Origin of the sequence: Thalassospira lohafexi (assembly GCF_002844275.1) — a bacterium.
GTDB lineage: Bacteria > Pseudomonadota > Alphaproteobacteria > Rhodospirillales > Thalassospiraceae > Thalassospira > Thalassospira lohafexi.
Genome location: NZ_NXGX01000001.1, coordinates 492,517 through 509,818 on the forward strand (window position 1 = coordinate 492,517; position 17,302 = coordinate 509,818).

Genomic DNA, 17,302 nt, shown 5'->3' on the forward strand with positions numbered 1-17,302 from the left:
ATGACGCAAGACATCCCCCCAGCGATCCCGGATAAAACCGGCTATGCCGAACTTCAGGTCAGCAGCAATTTTTCCTTTCTGCGTGGGGCCTCACATGCCGAAGAATTGGTTTTGAGTGCCGCCACCAAGGGGCTGCATGCGATTGCAATTACCGACCGTAATAGTTTGGCCGGTGTCGTGCGTGGCCACAGTGCTCATGCGCATTATAAGGACCGGCTGAACTATGTGGTTGGCTGCCGGATTGATCCTGTCGATGCGTCCTCCTTGCTGTGTTATCCGACGGATCGGGCCGCCTATGCCCGATTGTGCAGGCTGCTGACTGTTGGCAAGCGCCGTGCCCCCAAGGGATCGTGCGAAATTTATCTTTCTGAGATTCTCGACCATGCCGAAGGTCAGCTGTTTATTGTCGTGCCGCCACAGGTGCCTGATGACGCCTTTCGTCTTGAGTTGGTGCGACTTCAAGGCCATTTCGCCGGGAAGCTCTGGCTGGCGGTTGGACGTTTCATGGATGGATTTGATAGTGAAAGGCTGGCCTTTACCGAGGCCGTCGAGACCGATCTTGGTATTCCTGCCGTGGTTACCAATGATGTGCACATGCATCTGCGGTCACGTAAGCCATTGCAGGATGTCCTGACCTGTATTCGTCATCATTGTACAATTGAGGATGCCGGATATCGCCTGTTCCCCAATGGGGAGCGCCACATCAAATCGCCGTACGAGATGGCGCGTCTGTTTCCCGATCATCCCCAATGGTTGGCCCGGACGGTCGAAATTGCCGATCAATGTCGCTTTAGCCTTACAGAACTGACATATGAATATCCCGATGAAAATGATGGATCAGGCGAAGGCACCCAAGAGCGCCTTGTTCGCCTGACTTGGGAAGGGGCGAAGAAACGTTATCCTGATGGCATTCCTGACAAGGTTCGCGATTTGATTGAAACCGAGCTGAAACTGATCGATGAACTTGGCTTTTCGCCCTATTTTCTAACCGTGCATGACATTGTCGCTTTTGCCCGGTCGCGAAATATTCTTTGTCAGGGACGCGGATCGGCGGCCAATTCATCGGTTTGTTTTTGCCTGCATGTCACATCGGTTGATCCGGCCAAGGTTGAATTGCTGTTTTCACGCTTTATCAGCAATGCGCGCAATGAGCCGCCTGACATCGACGTTGATTTTGAACATGAACGCCGCGAAGAAGTCATTCAGCATATCTATGAACGTTATGGTCGGGACCGTGCCGGTTTGACGGCAACCGTAATTTCATATCGGTCGCGCAGTGCCATTCGTGATGTCGGCAAGGTGTTTGGCCTGTCGGAAGACACGATTGTCAAACTGACCAAAACCATCTGGGGATCGGGCAGTAAGGGGGCACATGAGGACATGATGCGCCAGTCAGGCATTCATCCCGATGAACCCCGGTTGAAAGCCGTGTTGGGCCTGGCTGGCGAGTTGACCGGCTTTCCCCGCCATCTCTCGCAACATGTCGGCGGGTTTGTGATTACGCGTGGACCGCTTTGTGAGTTGTCCCCGATTGCCAATGCGGCAATGGCGGATCGCACCACCATTGAATGGGATAAGGATGACATTGATGCGTTGGGGATTCTTAAGGTCGATGTGCTTGCCCTTGGCATGTTGACCTGCATACGCAAGGCGTTTGATGCGTTACGCGACCATAAGAATATCGATTACACGCTTGCCACTCTGCCCAAGGAAGACGGCAAAGTGTATGACATGCTGGCCAAGGCCGACAGCATCGGCACGTTTCAGGTGGAATCGCGTGCGCAAATGAGCATGTTGCCGCGTCTGAGACCGCGCAGTTTGTATGACCTTACGATCCAGGTCGCCATTGTTCGACCGGGCCCGATTCAAGGCGGGATGGTGCATCCGTTTTTGCAGCGGCGGATGAAACGCGAAAAGGTTGATTACCCGTCAAGGGAGCTTGAAGCCGTTCTCAAACGCACCTGTGGCGTGCCGCTGTTTCAGGAACAGGCGATGCAGATCGCAATTGTCGCGGCGGGGTATTCCGGGGGGGAGGCCGACAATCTTAGACGGGCAATGGCAACCTTTAAACGCACCGGTACGATTGGCGAACATCGCGACAAATTTATCAATGGCATGCTCAGGAATGGCTACGATCAAGAGTTTGCCGAGCGTTGCTTTAAACAGATTGAAGGCTTTGCCGATTACGGGTTTCCCGAAAGCCATGCGGCGAGTTTTGCCATTCTGGCGTATGCATCATCCTGGCTGAAATGCCATCACCCGGATGTTTTCCTCTGCGCGCTTCTCAATGCTCAGCCGATGGGGTTTTATGCCCCGGCACAACTTGTTGCGGATGCCAAAAGTCACGGTGTGCGTGTGTTGGAGATCGATATCAATCACAGTTTCTGGGACAATCGGCTGGAACGGGAATTGGGGCGTCATGGCGGCTATCATTCTGTGCGGTTGGGATTTCGCCAAATCCGGGGATTTGGCGCGCTTGACGCCTTGGCCGTGATGGATAACCGACCATTGGGCGGGTATCAGGATCTGTATCTAATGGCCCGTCAAACGGGACTTTCGCCCGCAGCACTTGAAAAGCTGGCCGAGGCGGATGCGTTTGGATCGCTTGGGCTGTCCCGGCGTGAGGCCCTTTGGGCGGTGCGGCGTTTTGGCAAGGGGCGCAAGGCACCGCCAGTTTTACCGCTGTTTGAAGCAGCCCAGAACTTCAATCACAATATGGGGGTTTCGGCTGAGTTCGGTGCCGAAGCGCCGGTCGATTTGCCTGTCATGGGACCAGGCGAAGAGATTGTTGAGGATTACGCCAGCCTGCGCCTGTCGTTAAAGGGGCACCCGATGACCATGCTGCGCGATGCGTTGGCCGCGGCGGGCATATGCAAGGCATCCGACCTGCCCAATTTGAAAGACGGGGACCGGGTGACCCATGCTGGTCTTGCCATTGTACGCCAACGCCCGGGGACTGCATCCGGGGTGGTTTTTATCACACTTGAGGATGAGGCGGGCATTGTCAATCTGGTGGTCTGGAGCAAGGTCATGGAAAAGTTCCGGCGCGAGATCATGACCGCCACCGTCCTTGGCGTGACCGGCAAGCTCCAGCGTGAAGATGGAGTTACCCATATCATTGCAGATAAATTGGTCGATCTGACCGGCATGCTGCAAAACATGAATGAAAACACAAAAATTGCGCGCAGCAACAACACACATCCACGCAATCTGAGGTGGGCGACAGGATTGGACAGTTTAAGCTCGTCAGGCGTGTCCAAACCCCAAAAAACGCCAAGCTTGAAAGTCGACAGTCATGATTTCCACTAATGGTGGAGGCTTGACCTCGGTCGGGTTGAAGCTTCTAGAGACGTTCACCATGATCTGTACAGGGCTTAAGTCTTGAGTATTGGCGCAGTTTATTTCCAGACTAAATGTTCCAGATCCGCTTGGCATTGCCGCTGGCAAACGCAGCGCGTTCGGTTTCTGATGCGCCTGCAATCAGGGCCTGCGTTGCGGCCATCCACTGGTCCAGCGACGAATTCAGCGTGCAAACCGGGCTGTCTGATCCCCACACCACACGATCCCAGCCAAAGCTTTCAATAATATGTTCGACATAGGGGCGCAGCGTCTCAAGCGTCCAGTCGGGGGCGGCATAGGCCGAAATGCCCGAAATCTTTGCATTTACATGCGGGCGTTCAGCAAGGCGTGTGATTGATTTTTCCCAATCTTTGTACCCATCCCCGGCAATGTCAGGGACACCGCAATGGTCGAGCACGAAGACCGTATTGGGGCAGGCGTCGGCAAGATCGATTGCCAATTCAAGTTGGCGTTGGCTGACACAGATGTCAAAGGGCAGGCCCTTTTTACCGATCAGTCCAACGTTCGCGCGAAAACCGGTGTCTTGTGAAAGTTCATCGGGAACGACGTGTAATACGCGGCGGATGCCTTTGACCACTTTCGGATCGAGGCGATCGAGGAAGCTGGTAAAATCTTCTGCTTCGGGCCGGGCCGATGAAATGGCCCCGCGCATCAAACTCCCCGGGCGCGCCATCAGGTCGGCGATCAAGGCATTTTCGGTTTCGATAAATTCCGGCGCGCAGTCAACTTCCATGTGCAAGACACCTGCAATGCCAATGCGTTTGGCCGTGCTTTCATACTCATCATAGGTCCAGTCACGGTTGAGTGCGGGGACATCCGTCAACCAAGGGTATGTGATGAGTTGACGGGAAACCAGATGAAGATGGGTGTCGATAAACATGAAGGTTCCTCTTTGTCCTGATCTTTTTTGCGTGGCCTTATTGGGGATTTCACGTGGGATATGCAGGATATCCTGTGTTTTTTCACGGGCTAAGCGATTTCTTTGGTGAGTTCAACTTGACTCGCTATCGAAGTCAAGTTTAAATATAAAAGATGCTTCCGAATATGAAATTAACAAAATAACGGCAGCGGAAGCCAAAGCCAGTTGGAGAAGACCGTTCCATTTAGGGAGGAAATAGTGAGAACGTTTTTAAAGGGCGCGTCGAGCGCCATACTTGCCACAGCGGCAGCGGTAACCGCAGTTGTCAGCGTCAGTAGCATCGGACAGGCGGCTGAATTTGATGGGGTGACCATCGAAGCCAAACTGATCGGTGGGCAGCAATATGAAGCACTTTATGCCCGCATTCCTGAATGGGAAGCCGCGACCGGCGCAAAAGTGAACATCATATCCAAGAAGAACCACTTCGAACTGGATAAGGAATTCAAGTCCGACATCGCAGCAGGCACGACCGACTGGTGTGTTGGATCGAACCACTCATCCTTCGCGTCCCAGTATTCTGCACTTTATACCGACCTGGGCGACTTGGTGAGCAAGGATACGGTTGCCGAGTTTGTGCAGGCCAACATCAAAGCTGCCACCTTTGACGGCAAGCTGGTCATGCTGCCGCGTGCTCAGTTTGATGTTTCGGCACTTTACTATCAAAAAGACCTTTATGAAGACGCCGAGAAGGCCGCGGCATTCGAAGACAAGTACGGCTATCCGCTTGCTGTGCCCGAAACCTGGGCGCAGGTAAAAGATCAGGCGATCTTCTTTGCGGATCCGCCCAACTTCTATGGCACTCAGTATGCAGGTAAAGACGAAGCCATCGTTGGCCGATATTACGAAATGGTCGTTGCCGAAGGCGGCAAGCTGTTTAACGACGACTTCTCGCCGGCTTTCAATTCCGAAGAAGGCAAACGCGCCTTGCAGTGGTTTGTTGATCTGTATGACGCCGGTGCGGTTCCTGCTGGTACGACCAACTATCTTTGGGATGACCTTGGAAACGGGTTCGCATCCGGGACAATCGGATTAAACCTTGATTGGCCGGGCTGGGCCGGGTTCTTTAACGATCCGTCCGCATCGAAAGTTGCCGGTAATGTTGGTGTTGCCCCGGCACCCAAGGGTTCGGCTGGTGTGCGCACCGGTTGGTCCGGGTTCCATGGTTTCTCTGTGACCGAAGATTGTGAAAACAAAGAAGCTGCGGCGTCGCTTGTTGAGTTTTTGACCAATGAAGACAGTCAGAAACTTGAAAGTGCAGCCGGTCCTTTGCCGTCACGAACCGCCGTTTGGGACTACGTTTCCGAACAGGCAAAAGGCGATCCGTATCGCAGCGAAGTTCTGGCAGCGTTCAAGGAAACGGCTGCAACCGCATTTGCGGTGCCGCCAACCCCGCTTTGGATCGAGACCACCAACATCATCTATCCTGAACTTCAGGCCGCCATTCTTGGTGACAAAACCGTTGATGAGGCACTTGCCGATGCGCAAGAGTCCGTTGACGAGTTGATGCAGGAAGAAGGCGTCTACTAAGCCAGAAATACCGGACGGCACTGTTTTGTCTGTGTCGTCCGGTTCAATCTTCCATCCGCCTGAAATGCACGGGCCATCCGTGCCGCTCTACGGGACATCCTCATGAAGCGCTTGAAGCTCCCTCCGTGGTTGGTTCTTTTATTGCCAGCCATCATCATTCTATCGGCCGTCGTGCTGATCCCGCTCGTTTTCTCGCTCTATTCGAGTTTCACGTCCTATCGGCTGACCCGGCCAGACAGTATTTTCAACTGGGTCGGATTGTTTAACTACGAAAAAGCCGTGACCGATGTGAAGTTCTGGGCAGCCTTTGGGCGAACCGTTCTGTTGCTGGCTGTGGCCCTTAATCTTGAGATGCTGCTGGGTCTTGGTCTTGCGCTTATGGTGTCGAAAGTCACCAGCGGCCAACGCCTTTTGCGCACGATGATGATGTTCCCGATGATGTTCTCGCCGATCCTGGTCGGTTTCCAGTTCAAATTCATCTTTAACGATAATGTCGGGCTTGTGAACAACGCGCTTCAGTCGCTTGGCATTACCGATCAGGCCATCCCATGGTTGGTCGATGGCAACCTTGCGATGTTTTCAATCATCTTTGCGGAAGTCTGGACGGCAACATCGGTGTTTGGGATTCTCATTCTTGCCGGGCTTTATGCCATTCCACGTGATCCGCTCGAAGCTGCGAAGGTTGACGGCTGTACGTCCTTGCAATCGTTTCGCTATGTGACGTTGCCGTTTTTGATGCCGTTCATATACATCGCGATGGCGATCCGATCACTTGATGTGGCGCGCGCCTATGACATCGTTCAGATCATGACAAATGGCGGGCCTGCGCGCCGGACAGAGCTGTTGTGGACCTTGATTGGCCGGACGGGTTACGTCGATGCGCGCATGGGGTATGCCAATGCGATGGGCTATATCTCGATCTTTCTCGCGATCTTCTTCACCGTGTATTTCTTTAAGAAACTGACACAGTCCCGGCGTGAACTTGGGATGGGGGCGTAAGCAATGGCGACCAATATGAACCACCGCATCCGCCGTCATTCCCTTAAGGGATTGCATTTCTTTGGTTTGTTTTCCGCGATGATGGTCCTGTGTGTGCCGGGGCTCTGGATCGTGTTGAATTCTTTCCGTCCAACGGTCGAGATCATGGCAAAGCCGCCTGTCTGGATCCCCAACGAGCTGAACCTTGACCATTACCGTGCAATGTTTGGCGGGATTGGCGAGGGGGGCGTGCCTGTCCTGACTTATTTTACCAACTCGCTGATCATTTCGGTGACCTCCACCGTGATCGCGATCTTGATCGGGATGGCAGGTGGCTATGCCTTTGCCCGGTATAAATTCAAGTTCAAGGGGGGCGTGTTTGTCGCCCTGATGGTGACGCGTGCAGTGCCCGGTGTGGCGCTATCCTTGCCGTTGTTCATCATCTTTGCGCGGGTTGGCATCATCGATACACATCTGGGTATGGTGATGGCCTATGTCGCGCTGAATGTGCCCTTTACGATCTGGCTTATTGACGGCTTTTTCAGGCAGGTCCCCCCGGAACTGGCCGAAGCCGCCGAGATCGATGGCTGTACCCGGTGGCAAGCCTTCTGGCGGGTTGAATTCCCCGTCGCGCGCTCTGGCATTGCCTCTGCCGGTATCTTCGCCTTTTTGACGTCATGGAACGAATATGCGCTGGCGTCCCAGCTAACGCGTTCGACCACGTCAAAGACGATGCCGGTTGGACTTTTAGATTTCACTTCGGAATTTACCCTTAACTGGGGGGGGATGTGCGCGCTTGCGGTTTTGATGATTATCCCCGCGCTGATCCTTACTTTCCTCGTGCAGAAACACCTCATAGCCGGCCTGACCTTTGGCGGCGTGAAAGGATAAGAAAATGGCGAATGTCACCCTTCGCAATGTGGTGAAGAAATACGGCGTTCTTGAAGTCGTTCATTCCATCAACCTTGAAATCGCCGACAGCGAATTTGTCGTTCTGGTGGGGCCGTCGGGCTGTGGAAAGTCGACAACACTGCGTATGGTCGCGGGACTTGAAGCGATTTCAGGCGGCGAGGTGCAGATTGGAGGGCGGGTGGTTAACGACCTTCCGCCGCGCGAACGCAACATCTCGATGGTGTTTCAGAACTACGCGCTCTATCCGCATATGACGGTGCGTGAAAACCTTGGCTTTTCGCTTAAGGTTGCCAAACAGGCGCAGCCGGTAATCGACGATGCGGTCGATAAGGCCGCAGAAATCCTGTCGCTGACACCGCTTTTGGATCGAAAGCCCGGCGCGCTTTCTGGTGGGCAACGTCAACGTGTGGCCATGGGGCGCGCCATTGTCCGTCACCCGGAAGTCTTCCTTTTTGACGAGCCACTTTCGAACCTTGATGCAAAATTGCGCACCCAGATGCGGGTCGAGATCAAAAAGCTGCATCAAAAATTAAAATCGACCATCATTTACGTCACCCATGACCAGGTCGAGGCCATGACGCTTGCTGATCGTATTGTCATCATGCGCGACGGCCATATCGAACAGGTCGGAACTCCGCTTGAGGTGTTTGAAAATCCATTAAACACCTTTGTTGCGACATTCATCGGCTCGCCGCCGATGAATCTTTTGGATGCGGTTGTCAAAGACGGGAAACTCGCGTTTTCCGATGGTACTCTTATTGCCATTCCGCCGGGCTATTCACTGGCCGAAGGACAGCCTGTTACCTTTGGTGTCCGGGCTGATAACATCATGCCGGTGGGCCACGCGCTTCCGCACGGTGAACATATGGCGGAGGTTGAGATGGAAGTTAACCTCACCGAGCCATTGGGCACGGAAACACTTCTTTTCTCGGTGCTTGCGGGCAAAGAAGTACAGGCCAAAATGTTCAACCCGCGTCCGGTCCAAACTGGCGAGCGTATGACATTCCAGATCATGCTCGACAAATGTCACCTGTTTGACGCCGAAACCGGCGCGGCACTGAAACGCTGAGGTCATCTGATGGCACGAATTACACGCGCAAACGCATTTCTCGTCGACCTTGAACCAAAGGTCGTGCGCACCGATGCGATTCAGTCGTTCAAGTCGCAAGAAACGATCTTTGTCGTGCTCCATGACGCGGACGGTGCACAGGGTATGGGGTACAGCTACACCATCGGGGACGGTGGGCCATCGGTTCTGGCACTGTTGCAAAAAACGTTACTGCCCCGCCTGATGGGACAGGACGCAGACCACATCGAAGCCGTCTGGCGTGATCTTTTGTTCTGTTCACATGCGACAGCGGTTGGGCCGATCATGTCGCTTGCGCTTGCGGCGATTGATACAGCCCTTTGGGACATGCGCGGTCACAAAACCGGTCTTCCGCTTCATGTTCTGGCGGGTGGGGCCAAAAGTACGGTGCCGATGTATACGACCGAAGGCGGTTGGCTTCATCTGCCACCCAAGGCACTGGTCGAAGACGCCAAGGCTGCAAAGGCAGACGGCTTTCGCGGATCAAAGGTCAAAATCGGCACGCCGACGGTTTCCGGTGATGCCGCCCGGCTCGAAGCGGTGCGCAGTGCGCTTGGCGATGAGTACGAGATCATGACCGATGCCAATCAGTCGATGACCGCTGCCGAGGCAAAGCGTCGTGTGCCAATGCTTGAGCGGCTTAACATCGCATGGTTCGAAGAACCGTTGCCGTCCGATGACATTGCCGGGCATGCCCGTTTACAGGCGCAATCGCGTGTGCCGATTGCGGTGGGAGAAAGCCTGTATAGCTTGGGGCAGTTTGCCGATTACGTAAGTGCCAATGCATGCGAGATTGTGCAGGTCGATGTTGCCCGTGTCGGCGGTGTTACACCGTGGCTTAAGGTCGCACACATGGCCGAGGGGCATAACATGTCGGTCTGCCCGCACTTTTTGATGGAACTGCATGTCAGTCTTGTCTGTGCCGTGCCCAATGCACCGTGGCTTGAATACATTCCCCAGCTTGAAGACATCGCGGCCCCGATGGCGCGTAAAGGTGGGATGGCGCTTGCCCCGGTTGCTCCGGGGCTTGGCATCGACTGGGATCACGAAAAACTTGCTGCCCTAACTCTTTCAGGCAGCGCATTCGAAATAAAGGAGGGGCAGCAATGACCCGCCACGGACAACTGATTGGCATTGGTGAGGATGCCATCGCGGAATACAAGCGGCTTCATGCCGATGCATGGCCCGGCGTGCTTGCCAAGATTTCCGCATGCAATATCCGCAATTATTCAATTTTCCTGAAAGAACCGGAAAACCTGCTTTTTGCCTATTTCGAATATGTCGGCACGGATTTCGATGCCGACATGGCAAAAATGGCGGCCGATCCCGAAACGCAGCGTTGGTGGTCTTTCTGTGAGCCACTACAGCGCCCCCTTGAAAGCCGCAATGAAGGCGAATGGTGGGCCGAGATGGAGGAGGTCTTTCATCATGACTGATTTACGCCAGACAATTGAAATGCCCAAAACACCGATGCCCGTCGTAATCTTTGGTGCGGGCTCCATCGTGACCGATGCGCATCTTCCGGCCTATCGTGAATTGGGTATCCCTGTTGCCGGGATATTTGATCCTGATACCGCCAAGGCGCAAAAAGTCGCATCGGGTGCCGACACACAGGCATTTAATACGGTCGAAGAGGCCGCAGGACAAAACGGTGTTGTCTTTGATCTTGCCGTGCCGCCCGCAGCAATTGTCGGTGTGCTTGAAGCATTGCCGGATGGCGCCATTGCCCTGATCCAAAAACCGCTGGGGTCGAACTTGGCCGAAGCCGACCGGATTATTTCTGTTTTACGGCGCAAGAAAATCAAGGCGGCGGTTAATTTCCAGCTACGCTTTGCGCCCAACTCATTGGCGCTTAAGGATGCGGTTGCTCAAGGGTTGCTTGGCGATATCGTTGATTTCGATGCCTGGCTTGCGCTTGATACGCCGTGGCATTTGTGGGAATTCCTTGCCAATTTGCCGCGTGTCGAAATTCTTTTGCACTCGATCCATTATCTTGATTTCGTGCGCGACCTTTTGGGTAACCCCAAAGGCATTCATGCGCGCACCCTTGGGCATCCGTCCTCAAGCATATCGAACACGCGCAGTGCCATGATGCTTGATTACAGCGATCAGATTCGCTGCAACCTGTCGATCAATCACAACCATGCTTTTGGCCGGAAATTTCAGGCCTGCGAGTTTCGGATTTGCGGCACCAAAGGGGCCGCTTATATGAAGCTTGGGGTCAATCTGGACTACCCCAAGGGCGAGCCGGACGAACTTTGGCTCAATACGGACGGCGAATGGCGGCAGGTCGAACTGGTCGGTGACTGGTTCATTGCCGCATTCAAGGGCCGTTTCGCACAGCTTCAACGGTTTGCATGTGGACTTGACGCGGACCTTGAAGGTTCGGCTGAGGACGCATGGCACACGATGGCCTTGGTCGAGGCTGCCTATGAAAGCTCCGCCCAGCCGATGCATCCGATCAAGGAGGCCCCGAATGCTTGAGCAGGTTACATATTTTGAGGACTATGCAATCGGGGACGGCCGCCACACCACGGGGCGTACGATCACGGAAACCGATTTTGTGGTTCATGCCGGGCACTCTGGCGATTTCTTTCCCCATCATCTTGATGCCGAGTTTTGCAAGACGTTGCCGTTTGGTCAGCGGATTGCCCATGGTACCATGGTGTTCACCATCGGGGTTGGATTGACCGCAACAGTTATCAATCCAGTCGCATTTTCATACGGCTATGACCGTCTGCGGTTTGTCAAACCGGTGTTTATTGGCGACACGATCAAGTCGCGGGTCGAAATCACCGACAAGGAAGTCATGGAAAAGCGGCCCGGTTACGGCCGGGTGACCGAACGCCTGACGGTGACAAACCAAAAGGACGAAACCGCCCTTGTTGCTGATCATATCTATATGGTGGAGATGCGACCGTGACAGGACCTTTCATTCTTTTACATCCGAACGACAATGTGCTTGTCGCCCGAAAACTGGCACCAGAAGGGACCAACGTGGAACTTGCCAGCGGCGTGATCACGCTGACGCAGGCGATCCCACTGGCCCACAAGATTGCCTGTCGTGACATTGCCGAGGGTGAACGTATCTTGAAGTACGGCATGCCCATCGGCATTGCGACACACGCCATCGCGGCGGGGGCACATGTCCATGTTCACAACATTCGTTCGGCCTATACACCAACCTATGCATTGCAGGATGCAAACGGGCAAAGCGCAGAGGTGTCATCATGAAGCAACAATTCCAGGGCTATCTTCGTGCCGATGGGCGCAAGGGCATCCGAAACACGATTGTCGTGGCTTACCTTGTTGAATGTGCCCATTTCGTTGCATCCAAAATTGTGGCCGGCTTTGATGACAACGACGTGCAGCTGATCGGGTTTCCCGGCTGTTTCCCGAATGAATATGCCGCGCGCATGATGGAACGTTTGTGTACCCATCCCAATGTCGGCGGGGTGCTGTTTGTGTCGCTTGGCTGCGAAAGTTTCGACAAAGTTCGCGCATCCAAGGCCGTATCTGAGGCCAACCGTCCGGTCGAAACTTTGGTGATCCAGCGATCCGGCGGCACCGCAAAAACGGTTGCGACCGGCAAAGAATGGGTGCGTTCGGCTTTGAACAAGGTGGCACAGGTTGAACGTGCTCCGATGGGTGTTGATGAGCTGATTATCGGAACGATTTGCGGTGGATCGGACGGAACGTCTGGTATTTCGGGAAATCCGGCGGCGGGCAAGGCTTTTGATATTTTGATCGGCGAAGGCGCGGCCTGCATCTTTGAAGAAACCGGCGAGTTGATCAGTTGCGAAGACATCATGGTCGAACGCGCGGCAACGCCCGAATTGGGCAAAGAGCTGCGCGCAGCCGTCGAAAAGGCTGAACGGTATTACGCAACCCTTGGATATGGATCGTTTGCAGCAGGCAATGCCGCAGGCGGACTTTCAACGATCGAGGAAAAAAGCCTCGGCGCCTATGTCAAATCCGGTGACAGCCAGATCATGGGGCTGATCAAGCCCGGTGATGTGCCGCCCAAGGGGGGCTTGTACCTGATGGATGTGGTGCCCGATGGGGAAGTGCGGTTTGGCTTCCCGAATATTTCGGATAATGCCGAAATCGTCGAGATGATCGCAAGTGGTGCGCATATGACGCTTTTCGTTACGGGGCGCGGGTCGGTTGTCGGTTCGGCCATTTCACCTGTGATCAAAATTTGCGCCAATCCAGACACGTACCGTGCGCTTGAAGACGACATGGATGTGAACGCAGGCGCAATCATCGAAGGCCTGCGCTCGATTGAGGAGGTCGGACAGGAAATCCACGATCTGGTGATTTCGGTCGCAAAAGGCGCCCAAACCAAGTCTGAGATCCTCGGCCATCGCGAATTCATTCTGACATACAAAACGTTTGAACCAATCGGGCCTTCGTGCCTGCCGACCGTTTGAGGAGGAAACATGAAAAGAATTGAAGGAAAGCTGTGTCTGGTGACGGCCGCCGGGCAGGGGATCGGTCGTGCATCGGCAGAACGTCTGGCCGCCGAAGGCGGACGTGTGATCGCGACCGACATCAACGACAAAGCCCTTGCAGAACTGGCCGCAATTGACGGGATCGAGGCCAGAAAGCTGGATGTCACCGATAAGGGGGCGATCACGTCGCTGATCGATGACATTGGCACCGTTGATGTTCTGTTTAACTGTGCGGGCATTGTCCATAACGGTACGATCCTTGAGGCGACCGAAGAAGAATGGGACTTTGCTTTCGACTTGAATGTGAAGTCACAGTTCCGCATGATCCGTGCCGTGCTGCCCGGAATGATTGAAAAAGGTCACGGGTCGATCATTAATATGTCCTCGGTCGCGGGACCGGTGACTGGGCCTGTAAACCGGTTGGTCTATTCTGCGTCCAAGGCGGCAGTTGCGGGCATGACACGGGCGATTGCCAACGATTATGTCAAACAGGGTATTCGGTGTAACGCCATTGCGCCCGGAACGGTCGACAGCCCAAGCTTGCATGAACGGTTGCGTGCGACCGGGGATTACGACGGGGCGCTTAAGGCCTTTATCGGGCGTCAGCCGATGGGCCGGATTGGCAAGCCCGAAGAAATAGCCGCACTGGTAACCTATCTGGCTTCTGAAGAGAGCGGATTTACCACCGGTGTCGTTCACGTTGTCGATGGCGGCTGGACTGCCTAAGCGAAAATTGAAAAGAAGGAAGTGAAGTAAGATGAAATTCGCACGTTATGGAGAACGCGGGGCAGAGAAGCCGGCACTTGTGGATGCAAGCGGCAATCTGCGCGATCTGTCTGCGCATGTTGGCGACATCGCTGGTGACGTTCTTACCCGTCTCGATACGCTTAAATCAATTGATCCAGAATCGCTGCCGCTGGTTGATGGCGCGCAACGTCTGGGGGCCTGCGTCGGACAGACCGGAAAGTTCATTTGTATTGGTCTGAACTATGCCGATCACGCTGCTGAGTCTGGTATGGAAGTACCGCCAGAACCGGTTATTTTTGCCAAATATACCTCGGCGATTTGCGGCCCGAATGATCCGATCATCATTCCGCGCGGTTCGGAAAAAACTGACTGGGAAGTCGAACTTGGCTTTGTCATTGGCAAAACGGCAAAGTACGTCTCCGAAGAAAATGCACTGGATCACGTTGCCGGTTTTTGCCTGATCAATGATGTGTCCGAACGCGCTTATCAGATCGAACGCGCTGGCCAATGGTCCAAAGGAAAATCATCGGACAACTTTGGTCCGACCGGTCCGTGGCTCGTGACCCCGGACGAAGTTGGCGATTTTGACAAGCTTGGCATGTGGCTTGATGTGAACGGCGAACGCGTTCAGGACGGATCGACCGCAACCATGGTCTACCGGGTGCCGCATCTGGTTGCGTATTTGTCGCAGTTCTTTACCCTGCATCCGGGCGATATCATTTCGACGGGCACACCTCCCGGTGTGGGGCTTGGCTTTAAACCGCCGCGCTATCTTAAAGAGGGCGATGTGGTAGAGCTCGGCATCGACAAGCTGGGCACCCAGCGTCAGGTTTGCGTTAAGGACGAGTAAGCGTCTCTAACCGAAGACAAAAGTAAAGCGCGGTTCCCAGCGGAGCCGCGCTTTATGAGTTTAGGGAGTAATTTTTCGCCTCTTACCAACCGCTTTCAAGCAAGTCATTTGCTTCGCCAAGTTCGGGGGCAGCTTTTGAGGATGCCGGGCGGCAGCCATCAATCCGTAAGGGCAGCTTTGTCGTTTTCATTTCGACATCCCCCCGTCGGATGTCCTGAACCATATCAAGGTTCTGCAAGATACCGCTTTCAACCACACCATCCCAATCCATGACCGGGGCGGCCCAGATATCATTGGCGACGAATTTCTCCATCCAGTCGGCACTGCTTGATGTCTTAAGGCGCGCAGCCAAGCGGGCCTTGATTTCGTCGCGTTGCTTGAAGGCATCCATCGTGGTGACATCGGTGCCAATGCCGGTGATTTGCGCAACTATTTCAAGTTTCCCCATGGCAATGGCGATATAGCCATCGGCGGTTTCATACACGCCGTATGGTGCGGCCAGATAAGCATGGGCCGGATTGTTTTTGGAGCGTTTCGGGGTTCGCTTGCCATCGTTGAACCATGTCGTCAGAAGCTCGAACTGCAAATCGGCAAGAACTTCGATCAATGACGTTTCAACATACCCACCGATCCCCTTGGTCGCGCGGCGATACAGCAGGGCCAAGACACCATGTGCCAGCGCGGAACCAGCAAGCACATCTGCCACCGGCAGACCCATCGCCACCGGGCCGTCATCCTGCCCACCCGAAAGCCACATAACGCCAGATCGGGCTTGGGCCAAAAGATCCTGTCCGGGCAGGTTGACCCATGGGCCGTCCGAGCCATAGCCAGTAACCGTGCCGTAAACGACAGTGGGATTGATCTTTTTGACGTCTTCATAGCCAAACCCAAGCCGTTCCATCACACCCGGGCGAAAGTTCTGCAAAATCACATCGGCGTCGGTAACAAGCTTTCGAAGCCGGGCTTTGTCTTCATCTGATTTAAGGTCAACCGCAACCGACCGCTTGTTACGGTTGATCGCGTGAAAGATCGTGCTTTCGCCGCCGATCTTGGTGTCTGTCAGATATAGATACCGCGACAGGTCGCCAAGCCCGGTGCGTTCAACCTTGACCACATCCGCGCCAAGATCAGCCAGTTTTAAGGCGCAATAGGGCCCGGCCAGGAATTGCGAGAAATCAAGGACCTTAAGGCCATCAAGGGGCAAGAGTTCAGTCATGCGCAGAAGCTTTCGTCCAATCGGTTCTGAAGGGCGGGAAGGGCAGCATCCGGAGTGGTTTTTTCGCGAAGAAGATCAAGCAGGATTTCGGATGCGTCTTCCTGAAAAGCCATATATCCGGCGTGACGCGGACGCAGCCATGCGGCCTCGTGGGTCATGCGGGTATTGTTATAAAGTCCGCCAACCGGGGCATTCACCGACGGGTTGCCCCAGGCAACTGCATTGCCCGGTTGACCATTGTTCTGGGAATACAGTCCGCGCTGGATGTCAGACGATGCCACCCAAAGTGCGAAGTCGGTGCAAATTTCGGGGTGTTTCGTACCAGATGAAACTGCAATGCCGGTTCCCCCAAGGGCCGATCCAAGCGGGCCAGACGCACCAAGTGACGGCATGTCGTGAAAAGCAATGCGATGGGACCGATATCCCACCCGGCCATAAGGGGCGTACAGGTAAACAAACGGGCACAGGGCAAATTGATCACCGTCTGCAAGCGCATCAAGGGCGGCAATCGGATCCATGTCAAAACAGGCCGGATCGACAAGGCTAACCAATGTCTGCATGGCGGCAATGACGTCGCGTGCGGCGGTGCTGTCAATCTGTGCGTGGCGCGTGACCGGGAAAGGTGCGCCATGGTTTGCCAGTAACGTGAAAAACGACATCAGCACGTGGGGCGCGCGCAACGGCCATACCACACGCCCCTTTTTTGCCTCGGCAAGGACATCGTCAAACCGGGGGGCAGGGGCGGTTAAAAGATCCGGGCGTAATGCCTGCACCTGACAGGCGGCATCAACGGGTAAGGCCCATTGATGGTCTTTGTAAAAATAGCTTTGAAAACTTTTGCCAACTGTCTCGGCGAACAACTGTGCCAGCTTGTCTTGGTCGCCAAAGCGATCGATTGGAAGAAGGCAGTTTTTTTCAACCACGGCACCGACATGGGGATGATCAATGATGATGAGGTCATAGGCGCTTGCCAGTTCCTCAACCGGGGTACTTTCAAACTCCTGAAGGGATCGCTTGTCCCAAACGATATCAACATTGGGATGGCGTTCACGAAACGCAGAACTCGCAGCAACCAATGGATCGTAGCCACGCGGATCAGACCACGTCATTCCCCTAAGGCGTATTGTGTCGGGCATAGAAATATTTCCTCCTGCCGTCACTTTAAGGGCGATGATTTATAAATGAAAGAGTATTTTATATTTGATATTATGTTTATGCTAACGCAGGTTCGGTTGCCAGAAAGCAGCCCGCG

16 protein-coding genes are annotated in these 17,302 nt (G+C 54.4%); 13 read left to right on the forward strand and 3 right to left on the reverse strand.

Annotated features, from left to right (window positions below; translation table 11 throughout):
* On the forward strand, positions 1 to 3,309 hold the full coding sequence (locus tag COO92_RS02235; RefSeq protein ID WP_101299512.1) for an error-prone DNA polymerase: 3,309 nt from the start codon (positions 1 to 3) through the stop codon (positions 3,307 to 3,309).
* Positions 3,310 to 3,409: 100 nt separating this feature from the next.
* Here the strand turns inward: COO92_RS02235 and COO92_RS02240 are convergent, their stop codons facing one another.
* The gene (locus tag COO92_RS02240; RefSeq protein WP_101299514.1) at positions 3,410 to 4,240 is read right to left on the reverse strand and encodes an amidohydrolase family protein; all 831 of its coding nucleotides are present in this window, start codon (positions 4,238 to 4,240) and stop codon (positions 3,410 to 3,412) included.
* 237 nt (positions 4,241 to 4,477) lie between these two features.
* Between COO92_RS02240 and COO92_RS02245 the strand changes: the two genes are divergently transcribed.
* The 12 genes from COO92_RS02245 to COO92_RS02300 all read left to right on the forward strand — a co-directional run bounded on the left by COO92_RS02245 (position 4,478) and on the right by COO92_RS02300 (position 14,834).
* Complete coding sequence (locus COO92_RS02245) at positions 4,478 to 5,806, forward strand: ABC transporter substrate-binding protein (RefSeq protein ID WP_206186340.1); 1,329 nt, start codon at positions 4,478 to 4,480, stop codon at positions 5,804 to 5,806.
* 102 nt (positions 5,807 to 5,908) lie between these two features.
* Positions 5,909 to 6,805 carry a carbohydrate ABC transporter permease gene (locus COO92_RS02250; protein ID WP_022734284.1) on the forward strand — a complete coding sequence of 299 codons (897 nt, stop codon included), beginning with the start codon at positions 5,909 to 5,911 and terminating at the stop codon, positions 6,803 to 6,805.
* Between the two features lie 3 nt (positions 6,806 to 6,808).
* Positions 6,809 to 7,675, forward strand: coding sequence for a carbohydrate ABC transporter permease (locus tag COO92_RS02255; RefSeq protein ID WP_022734285.1), 867 nt, complete (start codon positions 6,809 to 6,811; stop codon positions 7,673 to 7,675).
* Positions 7,676 to 7,679: 4 nt separating this feature from the next.
* On the forward strand, positions 7,680 to 8,765 hold the full coding sequence (locus tag COO92_RS02260; RefSeq protein WP_101299516.1) for an ABC transporter ATP-binding protein: 1,086 nt from the start codon (positions 7,680 to 7,682) through the stop codon (positions 8,763 to 8,765).
* 9 nt (positions 8,766 to 8,774) lie between these two features.
* Positions 8,775 to 9,893 carry a mandelate racemase/muconate lactonizing enzyme family protein gene (locus COO92_RS02265; protein WP_101299517.1) on the forward strand — a complete coding sequence of 373 codons (1,119 nt, stop codon included), beginning with the start codon at positions 8,775 to 8,777 and terminating at the stop codon, positions 9,891 to 9,893.
* Positions 9,890 to 10,219, forward strand: coding sequence for an L-rhamnose mutarotase (locus COO92_RS02270; protein WP_101299519.1), 330 nt, complete (start codon positions 9,890 to 9,892; stop codon positions 10,217 to 10,219). The genes COO92_RS02265 and COO92_RS02270 overlap by 4 nt, the downstream gene beginning before the upstream one ends.
* Complete coding sequence (locus tag COO92_RS02275; protein WP_101299521.1) at positions 10,212 to 11,267, forward strand: Gfo/Idh/MocA family protein; 1,056 nt, start codon at positions 10,212 to 10,214, stop codon at positions 11,265 to 11,267. Before COO92_RS02270 ends, COO92_RS02275 begins: the two co-directional genes overlap by 8 nt.
* Positions 11,260 to 11,706 carry a MaoC family dehydratase gene (locus COO92_RS02280; protein ID WP_101299523.1) on the forward strand — a complete coding sequence of 149 codons (447 nt, stop codon included), beginning with the start codon at positions 11,260 to 11,262 and terminating at the stop codon, positions 11,704 to 11,706. Before COO92_RS02275 ends, COO92_RS02280 begins: the two co-directional genes overlap by 8 nt.
* The gene (locus tag COO92_RS02285; protein WP_101299524.1) at positions 11,703 to 12,017 is read left to right on the forward strand and encodes a UxaA family hydrolase; all 315 of its coding nucleotides are present in this window, start codon (positions 11,703 to 11,705) and stop codon (positions 12,015 to 12,017) included. The genes COO92_RS02280 and COO92_RS02285 overlap by 4 nt, the downstream gene beginning before the upstream one ends.
* Positions 12,014 to 13,216, forward strand: a complete 1,203-nt coding sequence (locus COO92_RS02290; RefSeq protein ID WP_101299526.1) for a UxaA family hydrolase — start codon at positions 12,014 to 12,016, stop codon at positions 13,214 to 13,216. The genes COO92_RS02285 and COO92_RS02290 overlap by 4 nt, the downstream gene beginning before the upstream one ends.
* Before the next feature lie 9 nt (positions 13,217 to 13,225).
* Positions 13,226 to 13,963, forward strand: coding sequence for an SDR family oxidoreductase (locus COO92_RS02295; RefSeq protein ID WP_101299528.1), 738 nt, complete (start codon positions 13,226 to 13,228; stop codon positions 13,961 to 13,963).
* Between the two features lie 31 nt (positions 13,964 to 13,994).
* Positions 13,995 to 14,834, forward strand: a complete 840-nt coding sequence (locus COO92_RS02300) for a fumarylacetoacetate hydrolase family protein (RefSeq protein WP_101299530.1) — start codon at positions 13,995 to 13,997, stop codon at positions 14,832 to 14,834.
* Between the two features lie 82 nt (positions 14,835 to 14,916).
* Here the strand turns inward: COO92_RS02300 and COO92_RS02305 are convergent, their stop codons facing one another.
* Both COO92_RS02305 and COO92_RS02310 read right to left on the reverse strand, forming a co-directional pair.
* A complete protein-coding gene (locus tag COO92_RS02305; protein ID WP_101299532.1) occupies positions 14,917 to 16,050 on the reverse strand; it encodes a CaiB/BaiF CoA transferase family protein in 1,134 nt (377 codons plus the stop codon).
* The gene (locus COO92_RS02310; RefSeq protein ID WP_101299534.1) at positions 16,047 to 17,186 is read right to left on the reverse strand and encodes an extracellular solute-binding protein; all 1,140 of its coding nucleotides are present in this window, start codon (positions 17,184 to 17,186) and stop codon (positions 16,047 to 16,049) included. Before COO92_RS02310 ends, COO92_RS02305 begins: the two co-directional genes overlap by 4 nt.
* Positions 17,187 to 17,302: the final 116 nt, after the last annotated feature.

Excerpts from the sequence above, each read along its gene's own strand:
- COO92_RS02235 (WP_101299512.1), top strand. The coding sequence starts at position 1 with ATGACGCAAGACATCCCCCCAGCGATCCCGGATAAAACCGGCTATGCC.
- COO92_RS02240 (WP_101299514.1), bottom strand. The coding sequence starts at position 4,240 with ATGTTTATCGACACCCATCTTCATCTGGTTTCCCGTCAACTCATCACA.
- COO92_RS02250 (WP_022734284.1), top strand. The coding sequence starts at position 5,909 with ATGAAGCGCTTGAAGCTCCCTCCGTGGTTGGTTCTTTTATTGCCAGCC.
- COO92_RS02255 (WP_022734285.1), top strand. The coding sequence starts at position 6,809 with ATGGCGACCAATATGAACCACCGCATCCGCCGTCATTCCCTTAAGGGA.
- COO92_RS02260 (WP_101299516.1), top strand. The coding sequence starts at position 7,680 with ATGGCGAATGTCACCCTTCGCAATGTGGTGAAGAAATACGGCGTTCTT.
- COO92_RS02265 (WP_101299517.1), top strand. The coding sequence starts at position 8,775 with ATGGCACGAATTACACGCGCAAACGCATTTCTCGTCGACCTTGAACCA.
- COO92_RS02270 (WP_101299519.1), top strand. The coding sequence starts at position 9,890 with ATGACCCGCCACGGACAACTGATTGGCATTGGTGAGGATGCCATCGCG.
- COO92_RS02275 (WP_101299521.1), top strand. The coding sequence starts at position 10,212 with ATGACTGATTTACGCCAGACAATTGAAATGCCCAAAACACCGATGCCC.
- COO92_RS02280 (WP_101299523.1), top strand. The coding sequence starts at position 11,260 with ATGCTTGAGCAGGTTACATATTTTGAGGACTATGCAATCGGGGACGGC.
- COO92_RS02290 (WP_101299526.1), top strand. The coding sequence starts at position 12,014 with ATGAAGCAACAATTCCAGGGCTATCTTCGTGCCGATGGGCGCAAGGGC.
- COO92_RS02295 (WP_101299528.1), top strand. The coding sequence starts at position 13,226 with ATGAAAAGAATTGAAGGAAAGCTGTGTCTGGTGACGGCCGCCGGGCAG.
- COO92_RS02300 (WP_101299530.1), top strand. The coding sequence starts at position 13,995 with ATGAAATTCGCACGTTATGGAGAACGCGGGGCAGAGAAGCCGGCACTT.
- COO92_RS02305 (WP_101299532.1), bottom strand. The coding sequence starts at position 16,050 with ATGACTGAACTCTTGCCCCTTGATGGCCTTAAGGTCCTTGATTTCTCG.
- COO92_RS02310 (WP_101299534.1), bottom strand. The coding sequence starts at position 17,186 with ATGCCCGACACAATACGCCTTAGGGGAATGACGTGGTCTGATCCGCGT.